Below are 24399 nucleotides of genomic sequence, written 5' to 3'. Positions count from 1 at the left end.
GCTATGCCTTTTTATACATTGCCCCTTTGGGTTCAACTGGGTGCTTTCTTTCTCGCAATTAATGCGGGCATGATCAACGTTCTCGGACTGGTGACTGTTTTGCACCAGTCCGTCTCCCATATGACGGGCAATGTCAGCATGCTGGCAATGGCTGTTATTCAGTGGCAGCCTGCCGCAATTCTCTATCTCTTTCTTGTAACGCTGTCTTATGTGATTGGTTCATTTTATAGCGGGCTGATTTTAGGCAATAGCCAATTCAGTTTTAGCCGCCTCTATGGCATTCCCCTCAGCCTAGTCGCTTTGCTCATTTTTCTATGCTGGCTGCTGCTGCCCTATTTCCCGCGTTATGCCTTGCTTTGGGCCTGCGTTGCCATGGGGGTGCAAAATGCCATGGTCAGCCACTACAAAGGAACCATTATCCGTACTACACATCTATCAGGTGTGCTGACGGATTTAGGGCTGGCTTTAGGCTACCGAGTGCGGGGCTTAGAAGCGGAACCGAAAAGAATTATTTTGCATCTTTTAATATTAATTGGATTTTTTATTGGCGGGCTTCTTGCCAGCTTGATTTATCCTTTATTAAAATTAAACTCATTTCTTGTCCCAGCCGGACTGAGCCTGACGCTCAGCATCTTATACTGGGGCATTTATTTACGTTATCGACATCATCAAAATTAAGTTTGGAACATCTTATGGTTAAAAATGCATTACAGGCTCAACTGCTCAAAGCGGGTTTAGTCGATAACAAAAAGGCCAAAAAATTGTCTAAACAGGCTGTGCATGAACAGCGCGCTGGCCTCAGCAATGAAGCTGAAATTAAAGCGAAAATTGCTCAGGATCAGCAGCAGAAGCAGGCACGTGATCAAGCGATAGAACAAGAGAAAAAAGCTGTCCGGCATGAAAAAGAGCTAAAGGCTTCCATTGTTCAAATGATCAATCAGCATAAAATCCGCAATACTGATGGCGACGCCAGCTACCAATTTATCGATGATTCTAAAATTAAAAAGGTTTACATCAATCAGCAAATTTATAATGCGCTTGTTGCAGGAAGCTTAGTTATTGCCAAAGAAAACGACAGCTATGCTTTTTTACCTAAGGCGCTGGCTGAACGCATTAATGCAAAACTGGAAGGCTTTATTATTGTCAACAATTCAGAACAGAATGAACAAACGACCGATGAAGATGATCCATACGCAGCCTATGTGATCCCTGATGATCTAATGTGGTAAAAAGCTAAAATCTTTAAAAGCCCGGCATCTAAGCATGGGCATTGCGGGTTATGAATTACAGCCCTGAGCCCAAGGTGTAAATAAAATTAAAAAGCCGCAATCAATTGCGGCTTTTTTTATGCATGCTCGAGCATCTAGCCGCCTTACTCCAGCTGCTTAGCCAGCCACCCTATGAATGCATGCTTTTCTGCTATTGCAGGCGCTGTATGTGTAGAAATCACTTTATCAATGCCATTAAATACCCCTTTAAATGTATGAGGTTTAATTGACTCGAAATTAATATTATCTCCCTCATGCAATTCCTTAAATAAAATATGTAATTGCATATACTGGCTTTTGGATTGAAAATATGGCTTTTCAAGTACGAAATTATATATTTGTTCAATAATTAATAGTGAATTTAATGTTTTCATTTTACCCTCCGAATTCTTTAATAAGAATGGATCTCCAATATACATGAAAAATTAAGTATTTTATGAATGAAATATTTATATGTATTATAAAAATCATTGATTTTTTATCGCTTCAGTACGATATCCCATTCAGCCTTTCCATAATTAAGCCATACAAAACAAATCTTTAATAAAAAACAAAACCTCCTGCTTATCAAAACATGTCAATAGCCTAACTTGCCAAAAATCAAGATTCTATAGATTAAAACGGTACTGATAATATTAGAATAAACTATATATATCTGATTATATTTTTTATTTATAACTTATCCTTAATCACCATATAACAGTAATTCAATTATGAGTTAAAATAAGTGATATTCTGCGTTAAAACAATATTTAAGAAAAGAAAACTGACTGAGACAGCACGCTTAATGCCAATGGAGCGGCATTAACTCTGCACAATAGCCGCCGCAGCACATATTTCATGTTCCGCAAATGCGGTTATACTGATATTCATACTTGAGACTAGGCGGTTCAGCCGTTTTTGATTTATTGCTGGCTAGCAGTCTTTTCATTTCGCATTCAGGCTTGCGCTTTGGCAAAGACAATTTTACGATGCCGTAAAACCATCCTGCATGTAGGTGCAGAACTGATCACAGACAGACCGCGCATCATGTGAATTAGTCGCATAGAAAGCCGATTGCGCTTGGACTGTTTTAGCAACTAAGCGGATCTTTACATACTTTTCGTCAATTACCGCCAGTACCGCACTTTGTACTGGTGGTAATTGGCTGACATCGGGCGGCTGATCAATCAATGCCGTAGCCGTCAGCATAATGGGCATAAACGCCGTAGCGCCGCCGGAGACATCCGCATTTTGGCTTTTGCGGTACTCAGCCAGCATCGATTCGGAATCATCCATGAGTCGGCTTGGACAGGACTTTATTGCTGCTCAGGTACAGCCAATCCATCAAACAGCTGGCCATCGCCTACGTTTGTTGTATAGTTCGGCTGCATGACATAGTCATAACCATAGAAATTCGGCATTAAACCCAGCCCAGAACGGCAGTAATCCTGTGCAGAGCTGAAGCCGCCGGCACGGGAAAGATACTGCTTGCGCGTATATTCTCCTGCTGCATTATCCAAAAATTCTTCTACATGAGTTACATCGCCATTTTATCGGCATAGGATTCAATGGTTCTGAATGCAGCGTCTAAATACGCCACTTTGTACCGATCTTTATCATTTCCTGAACTTTTGGACTGTTGATCTGATTGATCATTTCTTTCATATCAACATTGGCGCGGTTTCTACCTGAATGCAGGCGGCCGTGCTCAAACAAATTGTATTTAATTTTTCTGGTTTTTCGAGCTGTATCAGCCATTAAAAAGCCCCAATAAGTAGATGATTAGGGCTATTTTGGCAAGTCAGTGCAGAGCAGTTTTTACAGTGTTCCAATACTCCCCTGAATTACTGGCTCATAAAATTAAATTCTTTTAATAGAGTTTGCTAATCTTTCAATATTTTCCTTAATTTCATTAACTGAATGCGCCGCGTAACCTATAAGCACGGCTGCTTTTTGAGATGAGGACTGACAATATCGTGACAAGGGCTGTACAGAGAGACCTACTTTTGTGCATTCATCAATAAAATTTTTCTCTGTCCAATTTCCTTTAAGCCAACATACCAAATGAATACCTGAGTCAGTAGGTTCTACAGTTAATACATCGGAAAGAAAGTATTCAATAGCCGAAATTAATGCCTTTAGACGCTCATAACATGCTTTACGGACTTTACGAACATGCCGAGCATAATGTCCTTCCTGTATAAATGTTGCCAGTGCGACTTGCTCAAGATAAGAACTGCGCGTATCGGTATAATATTTTGCCAGACTAAACACATCAATTAAGGCTTCAGGAACGACCATGAACCCGAGCCTAAACTCAGGAAACATCATTTTGGAGAATGTCCCTGAATAAATTACACGCTGCTGTTGGTCTAAACCTTGCAGTGCTTGAATGGGGTGTGTTCCATAACGAAACTCGCTGTTATAGTCATCTTCAAAAATCCATTTTTGCTGCTGTGTTGCCCAGTCCAGTAAAGCCAAACGCCGAGCAAGGCTTAGTGTGCCACCAAGTGGGAATTGATGTGAAGGTGCCGTATAAATCAGTTTACTGTCTGCATAATGCTGAATAATGTCAGGGATTTTCATGCCTTCATTATCACTTTCAATCGGCTGTACGGTTACCCCAAAACTGCGAAATATATTTAAAGCAGCATCATAACCCGGCTCATCTAAACATACTTGATCTCGGGGCTCTAACAGCGCATACGCCGCCAAATGAATAGCCTGTTGTGTCCCATTGACGATTAAAATTTGCTGTTCAGTACAATTTAATCCTCTGGTAGATTGAACATATTGGCAAATTGTCTGACGCAAAGGCAGATAACCTCGTGGATCGTGGAATTGTCCTAATTGATAATAGGATTGTCGCCAAGCTCGCCCCAATAATTTCCCCCAAAGTTGATGCGGAAATAAATCTACACAGCCTACCCCCACATGAAATATTTTCTTTTCTTGGTTAGATAAATTCTGCTTGTGCCAATGCGGCAATAAACTGCCGATATGTGGATTAATGTTGAGCGTTTGCATCGATTGATGTACAGCATGGTGTATATCATTTTGAATTTGAATCAATTGATCAGGAATAACATCCGCTACATAAGTGCCTGAACTAGGTTTAGTAACCAAATAGCCTTCATCTAATAGACGTTCCAACGCTGCTAATACCGAATTACGGGAAATCGACATCATTTCTGCCAAAGCCCGGCTTGAAGGCAGTTTTGCGCCAGAAGGCAAATGCCCCGCTAAAATCGCATCCCGTAAAACACAATACAAACCTTCCTTAATCTGCTGTCCTTTTGGCAAAATTAAATGCGGAAAATAAGCGGAAGAAGCTGTTTTCATAGGCAAACTGGTACTTTATAAAATATCAAAAGTGTATCTTACGACCATACCATTATTAAAAATACACTCTACCCCTTTCATTGTTGAAATATTTTAGGGGGATAAATTTATGTCTGTTCGGCACTCATCTTTTCATCGTCTATCTCATGATCTACTGCCTCCCATAATGGCAGGCTTAATCTCGGTGATTGTCAATTATGGAGGGACATTTATTTTAATCTTCCAAGCTGCACAGATGGCTGGTCTTAGTCCAGAACTTACGGCCTCATGGGTATGGTCAATATCTATCGGTGTTGGTATCACAGGAATATTATTAAGTTGGTATACAAAAGAACCTATTATTACTGCGTGGTCTACACCTGCAGCTGCGTTTCTAATAACTGCTCTGGTTACCGTACCATATGCTGAAGCGATTGGAGCCTATTTACTATCTGCTTTGGCATTTGTGATTTTGGGAATTACTGGCTATTTCGAGAAACTGATTCGTCTGATACCAATTGGGATTGCATCAGGTTTATTAGCAGGAATTTTATTGCAGTTCGGGATTGCTGCCTTTACCAATATGACCATTGACCCATTTCTGGCAATTTCATTATTTTTAATTTATCTCATCACCAAACGTTTTTCTGCAAGATATGCCATTGTTAGTGTATTGTTTTTTGGTTTTATGTTCCTGCTACTTCAGTCACAAATTGATTTAGCGGGGTTTGAATTAAAGTTAGCATCACCTATTTTTACAGCCCCAGCTTTTTCCATCAATTCGGCATTAAGTATCGCCCTGCCATTATTTTTAATTACATTAACTGGACAATATATGCCTGGTTTACTGATTTTAAAAAATGATGGTTTTAAAACCAATGCCAAACCTATTCTCGCTGTGACAGGTTTAGGCTCCTTCTTGATGGCACCATTTGGTTCACATGCATTTAATCTTGCTGCGATTACAGCAGCAATCTGTACCGGCAAAGAGTCCCATGAAGACCCATCAAAACGCTGGGTGGCAGGAATTTCCGCTGGTGTATTCTATATTTTGGTAGGAATATTTGGAGTAACGCTTGCAGCAGTATTTGCAGCTTTTCCAGCTGCATTTATCAGCTCATTAGCAGGACTTGCCTTATTAGGTACGATTGCAGGAAGCCTTACTAATGCCATGAGTGACAGTGATAGCCGTGAGGCAGCTTTAATTACCTTTCTTGCCACAGCAGCCAATATTACGCTATTTGGGATTGGCGGTGCATTTTGGGGCCTAGTATTAGGCTTAATTGCTTATCTTGTGCTTAACAAACAATTTAAAATTATTTCTTCCCCATGATTTTATCGAGAATTAAAGTTATCACTAATCAATAGCATACTGTTCGCAGTATGCTATTTTTGGTTAAGTACTAAAGATTCGCTATTACAATAAAACTGGTACTGTACAAAAGATTAAAACTGTATCTTATTAAAGTACCATACAAAAATTATGCTTGGCGCCTCTATCTTTTCAAACAGCTAAAGGGATGTGTCAAAATGCAAAATCAAGACCTTCTGGTCATTCCAGTTCAACAACAAGATTATCAGCAGTGGCTGCCTTTTTGGCTTGCCTATCAAGAATTTTATAATGTCAATTTATCCAGTGCTGTGAATCAAAGCACATGGCAACGCTTTTTTGATGAGGCCGAACCGATTTATTGTGCAGTTGCTAAACAAGGGGATAAAATTTTAGGTTTTGTACATTATGTAATTCACCGTTCTACTTGGGCAACACAGAATTATTGTTACCTGGAAGATTTATATGTGTGCCCCGCAACTCGAGGGCAGCATATTGGTAAAAGCCTGATCGAATATGTACAAAAACAAGCAATAGCTCAACAGTGTGAGCGTTTATATTGGCATACACAGGAAATCAATCATACTGCCCAAAAATTATATGACTGGGTTGCTGAAAAACCAGGAGTAATTGAATATCGTATGTCTTTAGAATAATGCTACGTGAGTCCATCAATTGGCTATTGTGGACTCATTTTTTTTAAAGCAATTTTAAGTTTGTTCTAAATCACTGAAGTCAATTACCTGATAAACCCGGCCATATCCCCTGACACCAATTGAGCTATCCCCCAATTCGACATCCTGAATAGCCCCCGATTTTGTAGACACCTTTTAGTTAGATAAAATGGCTAATTAACGAGGTGCTTATGAGCAGTAAACGATACCCTGAAGAATTCAAAATTGAAGCAGTAAAACCGGTATGCCTTCACCAAATTTAATAATTTTTTCCTAAACTTACCGCCTTTGCCCAGTAGGCCACCCTTAGATGATAGATTGTCTGCAATCCGCTGCAGCATCTTAGTCTACTTCTTATTATGTTCACTCTCTTCCTTCAGCAATGGCTCACTGCGTTTGCAGCTCTTCATCAAACCAGATAGCGGACGCAGCATAAAGCCAGCAAAACGTTTAACAGATGAAAGTACAATTTCCACTTCATTCATGGCATCGACTGTAGGATCTTTTTAAATAGCGGGAAATTTAGGCTTGGTTTTACTGTCTGCTGGCTTAGCCGCTTGAGCCACAATGTCTTCAACCGTCTCAAGCACTTGATTCATCGCAGTAGTGGCCTGCTGTTGCTCCTTCATCAAGCTTTCAATACTCACGGGCTGCCGCTGTGCATCCTGCAAAGCCTGCGCCAAAGCGCTCAGCTTAGGCTGAGCGATGCGTGCATATTGAATTGCCTTGGCATCCAATGCCTGCTCCAGCAGGCTGATTATCTGCTCTACTTTTTTATCGATCTTTGCTACATCGCGGCCAGTCTATTTTAAGCCAATCAGAAAACCAAGATCGTCATATTGCAAACCACTTGAAGAATTTGACATAAAAAATCACCCTATTTTTACATAAGGCGATTGTCGGGCATTATCCATGAGCCTCAGCCTTCAATTCCAGTGAATCATCTTCTTCAGGCTCCCAATTCTCTATCTTGCATCCCCCAAAATAGCACCCCTGATATGATGCTTTACTGTATGTACAGAAAGCTGTACAATTCAACATGTACAGCTTTCTGTACACCTACTAAAACTCTCGCTTAGCAGATATATGGAGTTTTTCATGCAAGTATTTACATATACAGATGCACGTAACAATCTAAAATCCGTTTTAGACAAAGTTATTGATGATGCGGATGTAGCCGTTATTACTCGCAAAGAAGGTCAACATGCGGTTGTCATGGGTCAAGACCACTACAACAGCGTAATGGAAACATTACATTTGATATCTTCGCCAAAGAATGCAGCACACCTTGCAAACTCAATTGCAGAGTTTCGTGCATCTAAAGCAATCGAAAGAGAACTTTTAGATGAAACGGAAGACTAGCTTTACCCCTTCAGCTTGGGATGATTATGTATATTGGCAAAGCCAAGACAAAAAAACGCTCAAGCGAATCAATAGCCTCATAAAGGAATGCCAACGCACACCTTTTGAAGGTATTGGAAAACCTGAAGCTCTACTCGGTGATTTATCGGGATTTTGGAGCAGAAGGATAGATGAACAGCATAGGCTAGTTTATGCAGCAACAGACGCAGAGATAACGATAATTGCTTGTCGATATCACTACGAATGAATACAGGCCCTTACTTTTTTGAGTAAGGGCTTTTATTCTTTTATGATCATAATCTCATCATTATCTTCCTCTACAGGCTCCCCCGCCTCAATCATCTCAAGCTTGTGCTGAAATGCAGCAAGAGTTTAAGATCTTAAAGGCATCAAATCCCCCTCTGTTTTTGACTTGAACCGCTTTCTAACATCTGGTTGCATCAGTAGATCAATAACTTTCTGGCAATCCTCAGATACGATAAAAGACTTATAATTCCCCTTGGAACCATTTGGATTTTTAATATCCCGAAGTTGCCATGTATTAAATTCTTTATCAAAATCCCTAAACTCAAGACGTGTAATTTCAGCTTGACGACGGCACGATGTTATTGCCAACATACAAATCAAATGCATTGGGGTATCGTGTATATTTTTTTAACGTCCATTTATCATAAAAGAATAGTATCAGATGTTTTAGCTCATCATTATTTGGCAACCTATCTCTTGATAAACTAGCAGAAATTTTTCGAGTCTTTCTCAATTGCGCAGTTGCCTTGTCAAAAGCTTGGATATTTACTTCAGCATCCCACATGATTGATGCATGTGTTATCACCGTTCTTATTTGGAATAGCTCCTGCAAAATGGTTGATGGCGATATAGGCCTAACTTTTACTTTGGGGCAATATGTATTTCTTAGAACAACATGATCCGATAAATCTGTGGCACACAAGAGAGAAAGCTTTTTTTCCAATCGGAAATCGTTTTATTAATTTTAGCGTATTTACTTTGGATTTAGTGTACGCCCCGCCAACTTCCTCAAGATAGAGATCTATTGCATTAGACAGTATTAATGGAGTGTTGGCTTTTTTTGAATGTAAACATTTGGATTAACTTCAATCTCAAGTTCTCTTTTCTTTAACCACTTTTCAGCAAGTTTATTTGTGCTAAAGGTTTTACTTTCCTTGTAAACTGGATACTCTTTACGGCTAATACGGGTCTTTGCTCTATATCTCAAAGTACCGTCAGATAGAGTTCTTTTAGAAATAGTGCCCATATATTTACGCCTTAAACATTTTTTATTATGGCGTAAGTAAATATAAGTTTGTTCGCATGTGTTTATTGCTGTTTGCATGTGTTTACGTGTTATTTTCATGAACACTAAGACTTTGTAAATTATTGAAAATTTATGAGACGCTTATATAGCGCCGCATTGGAGAAGAAAGGTAAAACCTATGTTAAAATGGTTTGAAAAGCTTGTAGATCCTTACCCCGAAAAAGGCTTGAATGAACCGCTTCCGAAAACATTCTTCCCCTTTGTCTGGCAAGCGGCCAACGGCGTAAAACGCTATTTATTGCTGCTGGTGCTTTGTACAGCTGGAGCTGCAAGTTTTGAAGCATTTCTTTATGCAAAAATTGGCGATCTTGTAAATTGGCTAAGCCAAAGCCAGCCAGAGACATTTTTGCAAAATCATAGCCAAAACCTGACTGTTCTAACCTGTATTTTATTGGCCAATGTATTTTTTTCCAGTTTGCAAACTATTGTAAAGCATCAAATGCTGTACAGCAGTTTTCCAATGCGGCTGCGCTGGCGCTTTCATAATTTACTGCTGCAGCAAAGCTTAGACTTTTTTCATAACGATTTTGCTGGCCGCCTTTCCGCCAAAGTCATGCAAACCGCCTTAGCCGTGCGTGAATTCTGGATCATTTTAGGAGACATGCTGGCTTACGTCTTCATTTATTTTATTACGGTCAGTTTTGTTCTAGCCTCTATTTCTCCAATGCTGATTATTCCGCTGATGCTCTGGCTGGCGCTTTTCATTTGTTCCGCCTCCTACTTTATTCCAAAGCTCAGCAGCATTTCCAATGAACAGGCGGATGCCCGGGCGGTCATGACTGGCCGCGTCACCGATGCCTACACCAATATTCAAACCGTAAAGCTATTTGCGCATGCAGGACGTGAAAGCCAGTATGCAAAAAGTTCAATGCAGCAGTTTATGGCCACGGTGTTTAAACAAATGCGCTTTGGCGCACGCTACTCCATCAGCATCAGCGTTCTGAATATAGTGCTGTATGGCGGCGTGATCGGCATGGCCGTATATTTGTGGATGCAAGGCCAAGTCGAATTAGGCGTGATCGCGGCTGCTACGGCCATGATTTTAAAATTGAGCAGTATTGCTGAATTCATTATGTGGCAGACTTCCGCACTCTTTGAAAATATCGGTACGATTCAAGATGGCATGAAAACCCTTGGCCGCCCAATCAGCATTCAGGACAAGCCTGATGCCAAAGAGCTTCAGGTCAGCAAAGGTGAAATTAAATTTGAAAACGTCAGTTTTGCCTACAGCACTAAAAATGTATTTGATCAGCTGAATATCACCATCAAGCCTGGGGAGAAAATCGGTATTGTAGGCCGTTCAGGCGCAGGCAAATCAACCCTCATTCAGCTCTTGTTGCGTTTTTACACCATCGACCAAGGCCGTATTTTAATAGACGGTCAAAATATAGAAGATGTTACCCAAGACAGCTTAAGGCGCAATATTGCTCTGGTGACACAAGATACGTCCTTATTGCACCGAACTGTGGAAGAAAACATTAAATATGGCCGTCCAGATGCGACCGATCAAGAGATGTATCAAGCGGTGCAAAAAGCCAAAGCTGATGAGTTCATTCCTCAGCTGGTCGATTTGCGGGGCAAAACCGGCTATGACGCCTATGTCGGTGAGCGAGGCGTAAAACTGTCCGGAGGACAGCGGCAGCGTATTGCCATTGCCCGCGTGTTCTTAAAAGATGCACCAATCCTCATCTTAGATGAAGCAACCAGCGCTCTGGATTCTGAAGTAGAAGCAGCCATTCAATCCAGTTTAAATGACTTGATGCACGGCAAAACGGTCATCGCCATTGCGCACCGCCTGTCGACGATTGCGCAAATGGACCGCTTAATTGTTCTGGATCAAGGAAAAATTGCAGAGCAAGGCACACATGAAGAGCTGGTAGCCATGAATGGTATTTATGCGCACTTATGGCAGCGGCAGACAGGCGGTTTTTTAATAGAGCAAGAAAGCAACAAAGAACAGAAAGGAACGGAATAGCATGCTGTATTTGGAAGATATAAAAGTGGGCGACCGCTTTATTAGCCGTGAATATGAAATGACGCTGGAGGAAATCAAGCAATTTGCCCAAGCTTATGATCCGCAAGTCTTTCACTTAGATGAAGATCAGGCAAAAAATCACCCGATTTTCCAAGGTCTAGCAGCCAGCGGATGGCATACCGCCGCAGTGACTATGCGGTTATGGACAGAATGTTTTCCCGTTGCCAATGGCTTAGTGGGTTCAGAGTCCAGCTTAAGGTGGCCGCGCCCTACGCGGCCTGGCGATTTACTCCATGTAGAAGTTGAAATTACAGCGATTGCGCCATCGAAAAGCAAAACAGACCGTGCCATTGTCACTTATGTGACGCAGGCGCTCAATCAGCATGGCGATGTTCTTTTTATTTCAACCACAAAGATTATTGTCTTTAAAAAAGAACCGCTTGCGGGATAGAACAACAGTATTGGCTGCATGTCCTGCAAACAATTTTATAGCACAGCCAGCCCCGCAGATTCACTGCGGGCTGGACAGTTAAATTGTCCAACAATTTTAATAGTCCTTCGCATTTTTTCATGCCAATATAGCTTTGGAAAAATAGAAAAAGATAAAAACTGCAACGGATAGCAAATGAAAACACCTTCTTTACGTCAAGACCAAGGTATTCCTGGTGTTTATGGATTATTGCTTTTAGATGTTGTATCCCGCTGGGGCTACAATGACCATACATTATTTGAGCCTTTCGGTTTAAACAGTGAGCAGCTGGCTGATCCTAATTACCGCATACCGACTGCTGTTGCGAATGAACTAATGCAGCATGCCCTGCGTTTAACCGGCGAACCGACTTTAGGCTTTCATTTGGGTACGCAAATGCGTATTTCCATTCATGGCTTTATTGGCTATGCCATTATGACAGCGCATGACATTACGGATGCGCTGATTCTAGCCAACCGCTTTATTCAACTGCGCATGCCTTTTCTGCAGCTGTTTTTTTCGACTTTTGATAGCAAAGCCACAGTACAGCTGCAAACAGACATCACTTTAGAACCGTTACGCACTGAAATTTCCATTGCTTTAATTTTCGGCATTATCAGCATGGGCAAAGCCATTACAGGCACAGATTACGGGTCTGGCGACATTGACTTTGATTTTCCCAAACCCGAAGGATTTGAGCGCTTTATGGCAAAATTTCCACGCCATAATTTCCGCTTTGAACAGCCTCATTTAATTCTAAGTTTTGATAAGCATTATTTAGGCAATAAGCTTGTGCATGCAGACCCGATAGCCAGCCAAATCGCCATTAACCAGTGCGAGGCTGAACTGTCAGCTTTAGGCGAGCGTCACCGTTTGGCAATGCGGGTACGTGACCTGTTAACAAACTCTGAGCAGCATTATTTAAGTATTGAGGCGGTAGCCGAACGCCTGCATATGTCTGACCGTACTTTAAAACGCCAGCTGGCCGCTGAGGGAACATCCTTTTCGACGATGGTCGATGAAGTCCGTTACCGCCACGCCACTTCTCTGCTGTCACGGACAGACTTTACACTTGAACAAATTGCCGATGAGTTAGGCTACAGTGATGTAGCCAATTTCAGCCGCGCATTTAAACGCTGGAGCGGACGCAGCCCAAGCAACTGGCGTAAAGACCCTTATCTTTAATTCATTCTGATAATTCTTTTGTTTTTCGCTAAAAGCATGTATAAATCATGCCAAAAATGATTTTAATAGTTTTAAGGAGTTAGCCATGAATCATCCTTCTGATTTGAAATATGCAAGCACGCATGAATGGGTGCGTATTGAAGGTGATCTTGTCGTAACTGGCATTTCTGACCATGCACAAGATGCATTGGGCGACTTGGTTTACGTTGAAGCGCCAGAAGCAGGCACACATGTTACTGCTGGCATGCAAGCCGGTGTCGTCGAATCTGTAAAAACAGCATCAGATATTCATGCGCCTGTCTCAGGCACAGTCATAGAAGTGAATGCCGCATTAGAAGATGATCCTGATTTTGTGAATGATGAGCCTTATGGCAAAGGCTGGATTTATAAAATTAAGCCAGACAATATGGCGGATGTTGAAAAATTGCTTTCCAGCAGCGATTACGAAGCAGGCCTGTAATCCGCAGCGTGTTTATTTAGCAAAAAAATCGGCCGCAAAGGCTGATTTTTTATGTCTGAAAAATAAAACAGCACTCAAATTCGATAGTCCAGACGGAATGAGGTCATGCTGAGCGAGCCGCCAACTGCAGCCTCATTAAAAAGCGACAATTCATCTGGATCTTCTTGCAGCCCCAGCGCATACAGCATTGGGTAATAATGATCCGGCGTCGGTATAGACAGTTTGAAGGCTTCTCCTTGCCTGTCCCATTCAATCAGTTGCTGATGGCGTTTTTCCAAAAGCCAATTTTTCATTTTAGCATCTGCTTCCAGCGCCCATTCATAGCCAAATACCGGCTCATTCAGCTTATCCCAAGCAACTTTCATTAAATTATGCACCAAATTGCCGCTGGCAATGATCAATACCCCTAAACGCCTTAGCGCCCGCAGCTGATGGCCAAACTGATAATGAAATGCGGCTGGCTGGCTGTAGTCAATACTCAGCTGCACAACAGGAATATCGGCCTGCGGATAGAGATGCACAAGCACACTCCAAGCGCCGTGATCAATGCCGCGTTCTGCATCTTCAGCAATGGACACCATACTGACGCAATGCTTCACGGCATTGACCAAGGCTTGAGAGCCTTGCGCAGGATACTGCACATCAAACAGTGCTTGCGGAAAACCGCCAAAATCATGAATAGTCGCAGGATGCGCCGCGGCAGTGACCGCACTGAAGCCCTGTGTAAGCCAATGTGCAGAAATGCACAGAATTGCAGCGGGTCTTGGCTGAAGATTTTCTCCTATTTTATGCCAAGTTTTCGAAAAAACAGTATCGCTAATTGCATTCATTGGAGAGCCATGCCCCAGAAACAGCACAGGCATCGGTGCAGTCACGGGCAATTCAGTATTGGGCCGTGCAGCGGAAAGCAATTGCTCATCTGAGTTCATCATAATTGCCCTCAAAACCAATGATGTCTTTAGATTAATCTGAATCCGCAACAGAATGCGATTTAAATTGTAAACTTAAATAATCATACAAATAATCACATAAAGATAATTTAATGAAATTATTTTGAATTTATGCGAGTATTTTTCAATGAAATATTACAATAACTATACTTTTCATCTATATGCTTCTATAATAAACCTTAATTTCTGACGGTTTGTCTCATCTGCGCTCGTATAAAAAATATATAAAGAGCCAAGCCGCCTGTTCAATTTCATACATTCAGGTCACTTATGAACGCTGTAAATGCACAACATTTATGGAATAAGCCGTTTATTCTATGTTTGTTGAATAATCTGTTTTTATTCATCTTTTATTTCGCACAAACCACTATCCTGCCCATTTATATCCTGAATGAACTAGGCGGCAGCTTGTCTCAGGCAGGCTTAGCCATGACTTTATTCATGGTGTCTGCAATTGCCGTGCGCCCCTTCAGCGGCTTAATTATAGAAAAACTGGGCACTAAAAAAGCGCTGTATATTTCTGAAACCTTATTCTGTTTATTCAGCCTTACTTATGTCTTCGCAGACAACCTTACAATTTTAATGATCATCCGTTTTCTGCATGGCATTTGGTTCAGCATTTTGACAACTGTGACTGTACCCATCGTTAACGATTTCATTCCGGCAAAGCGCAAAGGCGAAGGCATGGGATATTTCCTGATGTCCATCAACTTAGGTATTGTACTGGGCCCGCTGATTGGGCTGACCTTTATACAGAGCATGTCATATACTGCAGTTGCAGGCATTTTGGCCGCTTTTGTCGTACTGGGCTTTATCTTTTGCTTTTTGATCCCGCTGCCAAGTCATCAGAAAACAGCTATGGAGACTCCCAAAAAACGGCTCAGCATTCATGACTTTATTGAATTTAAAGCTTTGCCAGTGGCTTTAATGGCCATGATGATTTCGTTTTGCTATGCCAGCATTATGTCGTTTATCGCGACTTTTGCCGAATCAAAACACATGCTCGCTTATGCCAGCTTGTTCTTTGCCGTATTTGCTATTTCAATGATGAGCCTGCGTCCAATTACAGGAAAAATATATGACCGCAAAGGCCCGAATGCTGTGGTTTATCCGGCATTAATTTTATTTTCAATTGGCTTGGCAGTTTTAGCGTTTATCGACAGTGTAGCTGGCCTTTTATTTTCAGCTGTCTTGATTGGCATGGGTTTTGGTTCAGCGCAGCCTTGCCTGCAGACTATTTCTATTCAGCGTTCGCCTAAAAACCGCATTGGCCATGCCACTTCAACTTATTTTACATTTTATGATCTTGGCATTGCCATTGGCTCAATTGTACTGGGCATGATCATTGCAGATACCAGCTATGCGGTCGCCTACAGCATATGCGCCGTTTTGGTCTTAATCAGCCTAATATATTATAAATTTATGGTTGCCCGCCAACCTGCATCTTAACCAATGACAGCATCATCAGACTCAGCGTATCTTTAAGCGAAATGATTATGTATAGCGCGGCAAGCGCCTTGCATAATCATTTCATTGACTATTGCATATGCAAAACTGGATTAGGATGCCTGCTGCGCGTCGTCACTTTCAGCTTTTTCTTCAGCCTGCATACTGAATTCGGCCGCTGTATTTTGCATCGCAGGGTTTGCCCGCGGGCTTTTCAGTTTAATCTGCAAACGCAGCTCATTCATTGAGTCTGCATTTCGCAGCGCCTCTTCATATGAAATTGCGCCATCGTTATACAAATCAAATAAAGCTTGATCAAACGTCTGCATGCCCAGCTCACGCGACTTGCCCATAATCGCTTTCAGCTCGTGGAATTCACCTTTTAAAATTAAGTCTGAAACTAACGGTGTATTCAGCATAATTTCCACTGCGGCGCGCCGCCCTTTCCCATCTTCAGTCCGAATTAAGCGCTGTGAAATAATCGCTTTCATATTTGAAGATAAATCCATAAGCAATTGATTCCGGCGCTCTTCCGGGAAGAAATTAATGATCCGGTCTAAAGTTTGATTGGCATTATTTGAATGCAGAGTCCCTAAACATAAATGGCCTGTTTCAGCAAAGGCAATCGCATGCTCCATGGTTTCTGTATCCCGGATCTCACCAATCAAAATGACATCTGGCGCCTGACGCAGCGTATTTTTTAGAGCATTGTGCCAAGAATGGCAATCTACACCGACTTCACGATGGGTAATCATCGATTTTTTATGCTTATGCACATATTCAACAGGATCTTCAACCGTAATAATATGCCCTGCACTGTGTTCATTTCTATAATCGATCATCGCGGCCAAAGACGTAGATTTGCCAGAACCCGTACCGCCCACGACGAGCACCAGACCGCGTTTTTCCATAATCACGTTTTTCAGTGATTCTGGCAGCTGAAGTTTTTCAAAATTTGGAATTTCATTGGTAATGGTTCGAATGACCATGCCGACATTCAGCTGCTGCTGAAATACATTGACACGGAATCTGGATACATTAGGCACACTAATAGCAAAGTTGCATTCCAGTTCAGTTTCAAATTCTTTACGCTGTTTCTCATTCATTAAGCTATAGGCAAAGAGTTTGGTTTTATCGGCTGTCAGTTCCTGCTGTCCAAAAGGCTTCATTAAACCCTGATGCTTAATGCTTGGTGGAAAATCTGCCGTAATAAACAAATCTGAACCGCCATATTCAACCACTTTACTGAGCATATGGAACATTAAACGGCGCGCTTCTTCCAGTAATTCGGCAGTGTACATAAAAATTTTCCCAAAAATTCAATTCAGCAATACAAAATTACTGTTTCATCACAGTTTTTGTTTTTGTATTCATTTATTGTGCATAAAATCAGGCAGAGTCACAAATATAAATCATTAATTTAAATAATATTTTTAAAAAATACTGTGCAGTATTTCAAAGAAAAAGCTGAAAGCTTGATGGATTATGTTTTCAATAAAAATGCCCTTCAAAGTGAAGAGCATTCTGCTGCATGAGCTGAAACAATGATTTAAGCGAACAATGCTTATGCGCTGCGCTGCAACTGTGCTGCTTGTAAAAGTTCTGCAGTTTCCAACAACAGCTGTTGGGTTTTATCCCATCCTAAGCAACCATCCGTCACCGACTGGCCATAAGTCATATTGCAGCTGACTTTCTGCGCGCCATCCACCAGATGACTTTCAAGCATAACGCCGCGTACGTTGCTGAACTGACGTTCTTGCACAATTGTATGCAGCACTTCGGGCTGCATCAGCGGGTTCTTACTGCTGTTGCCGTGGCTGCAGTCAATCACCAAAGCAGGAAATTCGCCTTTTACCTTGGCTTTAATTTTTTCAATTTCTGCCAGCTGGTAGTTAGGGCCGGTATTTGAACCGCGCAAAATTAAATGCGCTTTAGGGTTGCCCTTAGATGACAGCATACCTGGCAGGCCTGATTGGCTCATGCCCATGAATTGATGCGGATTTACAGCAGATTGAATGGCATCTAAAGCAATTTGAATTGAGCCGTCCGTTCCGTTCTTGAAGCCAATGCTGTAAGGCATCAAACTCGAAATTTCACGGTGAATCTGAGATTCGCTGGTGCGTGCGCCAATTGCGCCCCATGCAAGGAGATCATCAAAATAAGCAGTAGCCATCGGGCTCAAAATTTCTGATGCAATTGGCAAGCCCATTTCTATAATTTGCAGATAAAGTTCACGGGATTTTTCCAATCCCAATTGCATATCTGCTGATCCGTCTAAATTTGGATCATAAAGAAAGCCTTTCCAGCCGACTGTCGTGCGCGGCTTTTCAATGTATGCGCGCATCACAAGGAAAATTTGGTCTGAAACTTGTGTTTGAATCTGTTTTAATTTTTCTGCATAGTCTAAGGCTGATGCCGTGTCATGAATGGAACACGGGCCGGTAATCACCATTAAGCGTTTATCTTTGCCTTCTAAGATATTTTGTATAATTTTACGCTGTTCAGCAATTTGCTGAGCATGCGCATAAGATAAAGGCAATTGCGCCTTCAATTGCTTGGGCAGGCTTAAAACTGTTTCTTGAGCGGCTGTTTCTTGTAATGCAGTGTTTAAAGCGTTCATTGATTTTTTCCTTGGGACTGCCTTTTTACAGTCCGATCTTTTATTTGAGCGTTATGGGGCGAATGGATTTCTGACAATGCGTCATAAACTGACTAAAATAAAACCAATATGAACTGCTAAAATATGAATAGTTAAAAGTCATCATGAGAAAATCTCCAAAAAATTTATAAAAATCAAGACATAAAAAAACCTGATCAGGGTTGCCGATCAGGTATAAACTTGGTGGGCAACCATTTTCTTTGCCCGAATATATTCAGGCAATTATCTAAATTGCCAAAAATAATACGATGCGTTTGAAAGAACTGGCTGCTTTAACATTTTGAATTCATCAAAAAAAGGTGCTTGTCTGAAACTTAAAATACGCTGTATTGACTGCTTTGACAATAGTTTTTTATAATTTCCATCAGAATTGTCCAATAAATATAAAGACCATCCCTACGCACTATTTATTTATATATTGATTAAATCTTCACCTTTGCTTAAAATGCTTTTGCAATCTATCCCCATGCACTTTTCAATTTTCCGCTATTTGAGTATCTGCCAATGAAGTAAGCGCTGTTTCATTATCAAAAACCGAATCTTCTTCTTTTTTGATGTGCAAAATAGTGCCTTTCATTCAGCTTACAATACGAACTGAAAAATATAAATCATTAAAAATATTTAACTATTTTGCGCATTTTTGTCACTGCGAGGTGCATTAATGACCCCACTAGCATGTGCTGTTTCTCAGCTCAACTTAGACTTCCTGAATAAAACACCCAATCAATCAATATTCCAAAAGCTGCAGTTCAATTTAACGCAACAGCAAATTTCAGCATGCACAGGCAGAAATGGCTTAGGGAAATCACTGCTGATGCAAGTTTTGCATTTTCAGCGTACTTCAATGCTGCCTTATAGCGGTGAAATTCTATGGCAATTGCCGCATGCATATTTAGCGCAATTGAAGCGTGTAGATGAAAACACCATCGCCGGAGCTTTAGGCATAACCGAGATGCACCAGGCGTTCATGCGTATTGAGGCTGGAACAGCCAGTCTTAAGGACTTCGATTTAACAGAAAATCAATGGCATTTGCCGGCGCAGTGGAGCGCGCAATTAACACAGGCGAAATTGCCGGATAATTTAAATTTTCCTGTTGAACTGCTAAGTGAAGGGCAAAAAACCAAGCTTGCGCTATGCGCTTTATTTTTAAAGCCTGATCATTATCTGCTTTTGGATGAACCCAGCAATCATTTAGATTCTGAATCTAGAACATGGCTAATAAACAGCTTAAAGACACATCCTGCTGGCGCGTTCATCATCAGCCATGACCGGGCATTACTGAATCAGGCTCAGCATATCTATGCGCTGAATGAATATGGGTTACAGCATGTCTCAGGCAATTATGATGATTATATTCAGCAGCATGAGCTGCAATATGGGGCGCTGGAACGCCAAACCGTCCAGCAAAAGCGCGAACTTAAGCAGCTGAAAGCCAAACAGCATGAAACATTAATGAAAGCACAAAAGCGTCAACACAGCGGCAAGCAGCTGCGGTCTTCCAGCTCGCAAGCGCCTATTTTACTGGACTTTAAGAAAGAACAAGCGGGCCAGAGCTTGTCTGGTGTGCAGAAACAGCAGCAAAAACAGATGGAGGAAAAACAAACGCTATTAAATGCCGCTCAAAACCAGTTAGAGCACTTTAAACAGCAGCAGTTTAAATTTCAGCATCATGCGGTTAAAACCGGCGAAATCTTGAGGATTGATCATTTGCCGCTGCCATTTGGAACGGGAATCCCGCTGTGTTTTTCCTTAAAAGCGGGTGATAAGATTCATCTGCAAGGACGCAATGGATCTGGTAAATCGACGCTTCTTAAATTATTGAAACAGCAGGCGCAGGCAGCCAATCCGCATGTTTATTTGGCGGTAAAGCCTATTTATTTGGATCAAAATTTCAGTAACTTACAGCCTGAGCATAGTGTTCTAGACAACCTATCGCTATTTAACCCTAAACTAACGGCGTCAGAATGGCGCAATCAATTGGGGCAGCTGAGAATCCGAGGAGATCGACCTGAGCAGCCGCTATCACGCTTGAGCGGCGGCGAGAAGCTGAAAACTGCACTGCTTGGCTTGAATTTCTGGCCTGAAAATATTGAGCTGCTGCTGTTGGATGAACCTGAAAATCATTTGGATATTGAATCTCGGGAACTGCTGGCGCAGGCCATTGCGCAATATACTGGCGCAGTCATTTTGGTGTCGCACGATGCTGATTTTGTAGCGCAATGCGGTATTGATATGCATTGGGATATAGAATCAAATTAATGCGCTGATTCAAATTTAAGCCCCTCATGCACCAAGTATGCAGCTGAGTATTGGTGCATGAGCAATGAAGTTGAACGGCTGTTAATCTTCAGGCTTAGAATTTCAGTTTGCTAGACAGCAAGCCAAATGCACGCTGCTTTGCGTGTTCCGCATAATGTTTTGCTTCACTTTTCCAGTCATTTGGCAATGAGCACTTGGCAATACGCACCCAGACACTGGAAAACTGCGTCATAAAGCTCGCTTCATTATAATGAATGCCATATTCAGCACACAGCGCTTTGATCTTAGGCGCAGCTTCAGCATAGCGGTTCGCTGGCATATCTGGAAACAGGTGATGCTCAATTTGATGGCTTAAATTGCCGCTTAAAATATGCAGCCAAGCCGTGCCTGAAAAGTTGCTCGAGCCGCGGATTTGACGCAAATACCATTCTGCACGGGTTTCATTGTCAGTATTGTCCATCTCAAAATTTTCAGCATCTTCCGTAAAATGGCCATTAAAAATAACGGCTGACGCCCATAGGCTGCGGATGACATTGGCCACTGCATTGCCTGAAAATACTGGAATAGCGTTCGGGCCTGCAATGAGTGGAAAAAAGACATAATCCTTCATAATCTGGCGCTTCATTTTTTTGCGCACAGGAGCCGCTTCTTCCCAGACCTGCGCCCAAGTTTTGGTTTTATAGGCAATCACATCTTCAATATGCAGATTCTGCACACCCACATACCATTCAAAAAACAGCATCAATTGAGCAGCCAATGGAATATTCAGCAAAAAGCGCGGTTCCCATTTTTGCGACTCGCTGACCCGGATCAAGCCATAACCGACATCATGATCCATGCCAACAATATTGGTATACGTGTGGTGGATATAATTATGCGTATACTTCCAGTCAGGGCCTGTCGCCATGGTGTCCCAGTCATAATTTGCGCCGTTTAAGCTCGGGTCATTCAGCCAGTCAAACTGACCATGCATGACGTTGTGGCCCAATTCCATATTTTCTACAATTTTAGACACGCCCAGCAAGCCAGTACCCAGCAGCCATACAGGCGGCAGCCAGCCAGCAAACATCAGCATGCCGCGCGATGCAATTTCACTGTAACGGACAAAATTGCGGATTTTGTAGATATATTTAGCGTCATGCTCTCCTAAACTATCCATAATTTCACGGCGGATCGCTTCCACTTTGGCGCCAAACGCTTCAACCTGAGCGGTACTCAAATACTGTGATTTACTTTTTTCACTAAAATTAATGGGCTTATTCATTTTTCTCTTCCCCTTTTCATGCTTATAGATTAATTGTGACTGGGCTGATGGCTTGTGAAATGCATAATTTAATTTGTGAATTGTTCTGACTGTCAATTTCACCCGTCAAAATATTCTTGACGCTACCCTGCACTTTAGTGCATGAACAGGTATTGCAAATTCCCATACGGCAGCCATGCGCGGGCCTTAATCCCGCCTGTTCTGCGCTTTCCAAAAGATTGCTTTTGGCTTGAAACGCTTGCTGAGAACGCAAAAATTTTACAGGCTGTTCTGCCAATGTTTCATCGGCAGGAATCTGAAAATATTCTGTGTGCAATTGAGCCGTTAATCCCGCATGCAGATAAATTTGCTGCACACTTTGCATCATGGATGATGCGCCGCACGCATAGCATTCACGCTGCATAAAACCATCGACCAACTGTTCCAGAAGCGCTTGGTCTAAATGCTGTTTCTGCTGCGCGGTATTAATTAAATGCAATTTAAATTGCGGATAATGTTCTGCTAAAGCTTGCAGTTCAGTTGCATAAGCATTGTCCCGGCTAAAATATAGCAGATCGACTGGTTTTGAACTGCTCAGCAGATGACTGTTCAGCAAGGCATAAATGGCGGTAATGCCGCTTCCTGAAGCAATCATTAAATTGGCGCGTTCAGTCGGCTTGAGTACAAAATCGCCCTGCGGCTGAGAAATTTCTACAATTCCGCCCAAAGCTAATGATGTCAGTGCATTTGAAACCGCGCCTTGCTTTTTAACGGCAATACTCAGCAGGCCTTGCGGCGAAACTTGCACGACTGAATAGCTGCGCTGCTGGCGCACACCGCCAATAATTGCAGTAACGAGCACACTTTGCCCTGCCTGATAGGCTTGGAAATTAAAGTTTTTGTTAGGGCGCAGCTGCAGCTGAATAAAGTCGGTGCTTAATGGTTTAACACTGATGATTTCAGCTTTAATTTTCTTCCATGCCCAAATTGAGTCGATTTTTTCTGCTATGAAATCAACAAAATCTTCGCGGATCCATTCCGGCTTATATTCTGCGCGTGTATGCATGCGGCCCTCGTCTAGTTGAATAATATACAAGTGTTCATTATTGTGATGCCACAATATTACGCGCCTATTATTTGTTCTATATCAATTCAGGACATAATCGGCCATTTACAGTTTATTTGCATTTTCTGTCAGACAATGTGTCATATTTTGCCAATTTGAGAGGTGAGAAATGCTGGCATCCAAATAAGGATTCTGCAGAAAGTGCCAAATCAGCATTTTAGGAGCCAAAAAAACCAAGCCGAAGCTTGGTTTTTTTCACGCGGCTGATTTATGCTAAATTTTCAAAATGCACGACAGAACGGATTGATTTTCCTTCATGCATCAGATCAAAAGCCTCGTTGATTTTGTCTAAGCCCATGGTATGCGTGACAAATGGCTCAAGCCGGATGTCACCTTTCATGGCTTCTTCCACCATGCCCGGCAGCTGTGAACGCCCCTTCACACCACCAAAAGCGGTGCCTTTCCATGTGCGGCCAGTGACCAACTGGAACGGGCGTGTTGAAATTTCCTGGCCTGCGCCTGCCACACCAATAATGACCGATTGCCCCCAGCCGCGGTGCGCGCATTCCAGTGCAGAACGCATGACATTGGTATTGCCGATACATTCAAAAGAATGATCAACGCCCCAGCCTGTCATTTCGACAATCACTTCCTGCACAGGGCGGTCATGATCTTTAGGATTCACAAAATCAGTTGCGCCAAATTCTTTGGCCAATGTATATTTTTCTGGATTGGTATCTACCGCAATAATGCGGCTGGCTTTGGCTTTTTGAGCGCCTTGCACGACTGCCAAACCAATGCCGCCCAGACCAAATACAGCGACAGTATCGCCTTCCTGCACTTTGGCTGTATTTTTGACTGCGCCCAAACCAGTCGTCACGCCGCAGCCCAGCAAGCAAACGTGCTCATGGTTCGCTTTAGGATTAATTTTTGCCAGTGAAACTTCTGCCACAACAGTATATTCAGAGAACGTTGAGCAGCCCATATAATGATAAATTGGCTGGCCATTATAGGAGAACCGTGTTGTGCCGTCCGGCATCACGCCTTTGCCTTGCGTTGCGCGCACAGCTACGCAAAGATTGGTTTTACCCGACTTACAGAATAAGCACTCACCGCATTCCGCCGTATACAATGGAATCACATGATCGCCAGGTTTAACACTGGTGACGCCTTCACCAACTTCTATGACAACACCTGCGCCTTCATGGCCCAATACCGCAGGAAATACACCCTCAGGATCATCACCTGATAATGTAAAAGCGTCTGTATGGCAAACGCCTGTGTGGCTGATTTTAACCAGCACTTCGCCTGCTTTTGGCGGCGCAACATCAATTTCAACAATCTCTAAAGGTTGACCTGGCCCAAACGCAACAGCTGCACGAGATTTCATCGAATGGATATCCTTTTATAATGGCT

25 protein-coding genes and 2 pseudogenes are annotated in these 24399 nt (G+C 42.2%); 12 read left to right on the top strand and 15 right to left on the bottom strand.

The features are described from left to right. Positions 1 to 3: 3 nt before the first annotated feature. Positions 4 to 678: a YoaK family protein gene (locus F941_RS07630; RefSeq protein WP_005009739.1), complete on the top strand. Its 675-nt coding sequence runs from the start codon at positions 4 to 6 to the stop codon at positions 676 to 678. Positions 679 to 692: 14 nt separating this feature from the next. After that, entirely contained in the window at positions 693 to 1229 is a 537-nt protein-coding gene (locus tag F941_RS07625) for a DUF2058 domain-containing protein (RefSeq protein WP_005009737.1), read from the top strand. Between the two features lie 143 nt (positions 1230 to 1372). Here F941_RS07625 and F941_RS07620 read toward each other — a convergent pair whose 3' ends face one another. From F941_RS07620 to pdxR, 5 genes and pseudogenes are all read right to left on the bottom strand, one after another. After that, complete coding sequence (locus tag F941_RS07620; protein WP_005009735.1) at positions 1373 to 1642, bottom strand: hypothetical protein; 270 nt, start codon at positions 1640 to 1642, stop codon at positions 1373 to 1375. Positions 1643 to 2258: 616 nt separating this feature from the next. After that, positions 2259 to 2573, bottom strand: a pseudogene (locus F941_RS07615) (hypothetical protein); the annotation flags it as partial. Further along, positions 2567 to 2770, bottom strand: coding sequence for a hypothetical protein (locus F941_RS16720; RefSeq protein ID WP_026253334.1), 204 nt, complete (start codon positions 2768 to 2770; stop codon positions 2567 to 2569). The pseudogene F941_RS07615 and the gene F941_RS16720, both read right to left, overlap by 7 nt. A 67-nt stretch (positions 2771 to 2837) precedes the next feature. Then, positions 2838 to 3008: a hypothetical protein gene (locus F941_RS16715; RefSeq protein ID WP_228128312.1), complete on the bottom strand. Its 171-nt coding sequence runs from the start codon at positions 3006 to 3008 to the stop codon at positions 2838 to 2840. A 102-nt stretch (positions 3009 to 3110) separates the two neighbouring features. Further along, entirely contained in the window at positions 3111 to 4592 is a 1482-nt protein-coding gene (gene pdxR / locus F941_RS07605) for a MocR-like pyridoxine biosynthesis transcription factor PdxR (protein ID WP_005009732.1), read from the bottom strand. Between the two features lie 109 nt (positions 4593 to 4701). Here pdxR and F941_RS07600 point away from each other — a divergent pair, with 109 nt between their 5' ends. Together F941_RS07600 and F941_RS07595 are read left to right on the top strand one after the other, a co-directional pair. Further along, a complete protein-coding gene (locus F941_RS07600; RefSeq protein ID WP_005009730.1) occupies positions 4702 to 5904 on the top strand; it encodes a benzoate/H(+) symporter BenE family transporter in 1203 nt (400 codons plus the stop codon). A 197-nt stretch (positions 5905 to 6101) separates the two neighbouring features. Next, positions 6102 to 6557, top strand: a complete 456-nt coding sequence (locus F941_RS07595; protein WP_005009727.1) for a GNAT family N-acetyltransferase — start codon at positions 6102 to 6104, stop codon at positions 6555 to 6557. Positions 6558 to 6832: 275 nt separating this feature from the next. On the opposite strand, the pseudogene F941_RS16885 reads toward F941_RS07595, so the two are convergent. Both F941_RS16885 and F941_RS07590 read right to left on the bottom strand, forming a co-directional pair. Further along, positions 6833 to 7078 (bottom strand): annotated as a pseudogene (locus tag F941_RS16885) (hypothetical protein); the annotation flags it as partial. A 3-nt stretch (positions 7079 to 7081) separates the two neighbouring features. Next, on the bottom strand, positions 7082 to 7312 hold the full coding sequence (locus F941_RS07590) for a hypothetical protein (RefSeq protein ID WP_005009726.1): 231 nt from the start codon (positions 7310 to 7312) through the stop codon (positions 7082 to 7084). A 361-nt stretch (positions 7313 to 7673) separates the two neighbouring features. Between F941_RS07590 and F941_RS07585 the strand changes: the two genes are divergently transcribed. After that, the gene (locus F941_RS07585; protein WP_005009713.1) at positions 7674 to 7937 is read left to right on the top strand and encodes a type II toxin-antitoxin system Phd/YefM family antitoxin; all 264 of its coding nucleotides are present in this window, start codon (positions 7674 to 7676) and stop codon (positions 7935 to 7937) included. Beyond that, on the top strand, positions 7921 to 8184 hold the full coding sequence (locus F941_RS07580; RefSeq protein ID WP_018572507.1) for a Txe/YoeB family addiction module toxin: 264 nt from the start codon (positions 7921 to 7923) through the stop codon (positions 8182 to 8184). The genes F941_RS07585 and F941_RS07580 overlap by 17 nt, the downstream gene beginning before the upstream one ends. A gap of 125 nt (positions 8185 to 8309) precedes the next feature. Here the strand turns inward: F941_RS07580 and F941_RS16075 are convergent, their stop codons facing one another. Further along, positions 8310 to 8555: a hypothetical protein gene (locus F941_RS16075; RefSeq protein ID WP_026253333.1), complete on the bottom strand. Its 246-nt coding sequence runs from the start codon at positions 8553 to 8555 to the stop codon at positions 8310 to 8312. 448 nt (positions 8556 to 9003) lie between these two features. After that, positions 9004 to 9210: a hypothetical protein gene (locus F941_RS16070; RefSeq protein WP_005009710.1), complete on the bottom strand. Its 207-nt coding sequence runs from the start codon at positions 9208 to 9210 to the stop codon at positions 9004 to 9006. A gap of 178 nt (positions 9211 to 9388) precedes the next feature. Here F941_RS16070 and F941_RS07570 point away from each other — a divergent pair, with 178 nt between their 5' ends. The 4 genes from F941_RS07570 to gcvH all read left to right on the top strand — a co-directional run bounded on the left by F941_RS07570 (position 9389) and on the right by gcvH (position 13359). Beyond that, positions 9389 to 11245, top strand: coding sequence for an ABC transporter ATP-binding protein (locus F941_RS07570; RefSeq protein ID WP_005009709.1), 1857 nt, complete (start codon positions 9389 to 9391; stop codon positions 11243 to 11245). A gap of 1 nt (position 11246) precedes the next feature. Beyond that, positions 11247 to 11696, top strand: a complete 450-nt coding sequence (locus F941_RS07565) for a MaoC family dehydratase (RefSeq protein WP_005009707.1) — start codon at positions 11247 to 11249, stop codon at positions 11694 to 11696. A gap of 174 nt (positions 11697 to 11870) precedes the next feature. Further along, a complete protein-coding gene (locus F941_RS07560; protein ID WP_005009705.1) occupies positions 11871 to 12899 on the top strand; it encodes a helix-turn-helix transcriptional regulator in 1029 nt (342 codons plus the stop codon). Positions 12900 to 12984: 85 nt separating this feature from the next. Beyond that, positions 12985 to 13359 (top strand): glycine cleavage system protein GcvH, encoded by a 375-nt coding sequence (gene gcvH, locus F941_RS07555; protein ID WP_005009703.1) that lies wholly within the window; start codon positions 12985 to 12987, stop codon positions 13357 to 13359. A 74-nt stretch (positions 13360 to 13433) separates the two neighbouring features. On the opposite strand, the gene ygiD is transcribed toward gcvH, so the two are convergent. Next, complete coding sequence (gene ygiD / locus F941_RS07550) at positions 13434 to 14291, bottom strand: 4,5-DOPA-extradiol-dioxygenase (protein WP_005009700.1); 858 nt, start codon at positions 14289 to 14291, stop codon at positions 13434 to 13436. Positions 14292 to 14579: 288 nt separating this feature from the next. Here ygiD and F941_RS07545 point away from each other — a divergent pair, with 288 nt between their 5' ends. Further along, the gene (locus tag F941_RS07545) at positions 14580 to 15758 is read left to right on the top strand and encodes an MFS transporter (protein WP_005009697.1); all 1179 of its coding nucleotides are present in this window, start codon (positions 14580 to 14582) and stop codon (positions 15756 to 15758) included. Between the two features lie 110 nt (positions 15759 to 15868). Here the strand turns inward: F941_RS07545 and F941_RS07540 are convergent, their stop codons facing one another. Both F941_RS07540 and F941_RS07535 read right to left on the bottom strand, forming a co-directional pair. Next, complete coding sequence (locus F941_RS07540) at positions 15869 to 17056, bottom strand: PilT/PilU family type 4a pilus ATPase (RefSeq protein WP_005009695.1); 1188 nt, start codon at positions 17054 to 17056, stop codon at positions 15869 to 15871. Between the two features lie 263 nt (positions 17057 to 17319). Continuing rightward, a complete protein-coding gene (locus tag F941_RS07535) occupies positions 17320 to 18375 on the bottom strand; it encodes a 3-deoxy-7-phosphoheptulonate synthase (RefSeq protein ID WP_005009693.1) in 1056 nt (351 codons plus the stop codon). 700 nt (positions 18376 to 19075) lie between these two features. Here F941_RS07535 and F941_RS07530 point away from each other — a divergent pair. Beyond that, positions 19076 to 20674, top strand: a complete 1599-nt coding sequence (locus F941_RS07530; protein WP_005009691.1) for an ATP-binding cassette domain-containing protein — start codon at positions 19076 to 19078, stop codon at positions 20672 to 20674. A 94-nt stretch (positions 20675 to 20768) separates the two neighbouring features. On the opposite strand, the gene F941_RS07525 is transcribed toward F941_RS07530, so the two are convergent. The 3 genes from F941_RS07525 to F941_RS07515 form a co-directional block, all read right to left on the bottom strand. After that, positions 20769 to 21938 (bottom strand): fatty acid desaturase family protein, encoded by a 1170-nt coding sequence (locus F941_RS07525; RefSeq protein WP_005009688.1) that lies wholly within the window; start codon positions 21936 to 21938, stop codon positions 20769 to 20771. Between the two features lie 22 nt (positions 21939 to 21960). Beyond that, positions 21961 to 22983: a flavin reductase family protein gene (locus F941_RS07520; protein ID WP_005009687.1), complete on the bottom strand. Its 1023-nt coding sequence runs from the start codon at positions 22981 to 22983 to the stop codon at positions 21961 to 21963. A gap of 268 nt (positions 22984 to 23251) precedes the next feature. Then, the gene (locus tag F941_RS07515) at positions 23252 to 24373 is read right to left on the bottom strand and encodes an S-(hydroxymethyl)glutathione dehydrogenase/class III alcohol dehydrogenase (RefSeq protein WP_005009685.1); all 1122 of its coding nucleotides are present in this window, start codon (positions 24371 to 24373) and stop codon (positions 23252 to 23254) included. Positions 24374 to 24399: the final 26 nt, after the last annotated feature.

Source organism: Acinetobacter bouvetii DSM 14964 = CIP 107468 (genome assembly GCF_000368865.1).
GTDB classification, from domain to species: domain Bacteria; phylum Pseudomonadota; class Gammaproteobacteria; order Pseudomonadales; family Moraxellaceae; genus Acinetobacter; species Acinetobacter bouvetii.
Note: the sequence above shows the minus strand (reverse complement) of the source record. Positions and strands in the feature narration are given on the sequence as shown.

Bases quoted from the DNA above. Each gene is read 5' to 3' on its own strand.
- F941_RS07525 (WP_005009688.1), bottom strand. From the start codon at position 21,938: ATGAATAAGCCCATTAATTTTAGTGAAAAAAGTAAATCACAGTATTTG.
- F941_RS07580 (WP_018572507.1), top strand. From the start codon at position 7,921: ATGAAACGGAAGACTAGCTTTACCCCTTCAGCTTGGGATGATTATGTA.
- F941_RS07530 (WP_005009691.1), top strand. From the start codon at position 19,076: ATGACCCCACTAGCATGTGCTGTTTCTCAGCTCAACTTAGACTTCCTG.
- F941_RS07515 (WP_005009685.1), bottom strand. From the start codon at position 24,373: ATGAAATCTCGTGCAGCTGTTGCGTTTGGGCCAGGTCAACCTTTAGAG.
- F941_RS07535 (WP_005009693.1), bottom strand. From the start codon at position 18,375: ATGAACGCTTTAAACACTGCATTACAAGAAACAGCCGCTCAAGAAACA.
- F941_RS07595 (WP_005009727.1), top strand. From the start codon at position 6,102: ATGCAAAATCAAGACCTTCTGGTCATTCCAGTTCAACAACAAGATTAT.
- F941_RS16715 (WP_228128312.1), bottom strand. From the start codon at position 3,008: ATGGCTGATACAGCTCGAAAAACCAGAAAAATTAAATACAATTTGTTT.
- F941_RS07545 (WP_005009697.1), top strand. From the start codon at position 14,580: ATGAACGCTGTAAATGCACAACATTTATGGAATAAGCCGTTTATTCTA.
- gcvH (WP_005009703.1), top strand. From the start codon at position 12,985: ATGAATCATCCTTCTGATTTGAAATATGCAAGCACGCATGAATGGGTG.
- F941_RS07620 (WP_005009735.1), bottom strand. From the start codon at position 1,642: ATGAAAACATTAAATTCACTATTAATTATTGAACAAATATATAATTTC.
- F941_RS07560 (WP_005009705.1), top strand. From the start codon at position 11,871: ATGAAAACACCTTCTTTACGTCAAGACCAAGGTATTCCTGGTGTTTAT.
- F941_RS07565 (WP_005009707.1), top strand. From the start codon at position 11,247: ATGCTGTATTTGGAAGATATAAAAGTGGGCGACCGCTTTATTAGCCGT.
- F941_RS07570 (WP_005009709.1), top strand. From the start codon at position 9,389: ATGTTAAAATGGTTTGAAAAGCTTGTAGATCCTTACCCCGAAAAAGGC.
- F941_RS07625 (WP_005009737.1), top strand. From the start codon at position 693: ATGGTTAAAAATGCATTACAGGCTCAACTGCTCAAAGCGGGTTTAGTC.
- F941_RS07540 (WP_005009695.1), bottom strand. From the start codon at position 17,056: ATGTACACTGCCGAATTACTGGAAGAAGCGCGCCGTTTAATGTTCCAT.
- pdxR (WP_005009732.1), bottom strand. From the start codon at position 4,592: ATGAAAACAGCTTCTTCCGCTTATTTTCCGCATTTAATTTTGCCAAAA.
- F941_RS07600 (WP_005009730.1), top strand. From the start codon at position 4,702: ATGTCTGTTCGGCACTCATCTTTTCATCGTCTATCTCATGATCTACTG.
- F941_RS07520 (WP_005009687.1), bottom strand. From the start codon at position 22,983: ATGCATACACGCGCAGAATATAAGCCGGAATGGATCCGCGAAGATTTT.
- F941_RS07630 (WP_005009739.1), top strand. From the start codon at position 4: ATGCCTTTTTATACATTGCCCCTTTGGGTTCAACTGGGTGCTTTCTTT.
- F941_RS07585 (WP_005009713.1), top strand. From the start codon at position 7,674: ATGCAAGTATTTACATATACAGATGCACGTAACAATCTAAAATCCGTT.
- ygiD (WP_005009700.1), bottom strand. From the start codon at position 14,291: ATGATGAACTCAGATGAGCAATTGCTTTCCGCTGCACGGCCCAATACT.
- F941_RS16070 (WP_005009710.1), bottom strand. From the start codon at position 9,210: ATGGGCACTATTTCTAAAAGAACTCTATCTGACGGTACTTTGAGATAT.
- F941_RS16075 (WP_026253333.1), bottom strand. From the start codon at position 8,555: ATGTTGGCAATAACATCGTGCCGTCGTCAAGCTGAAATTACACGTCTT.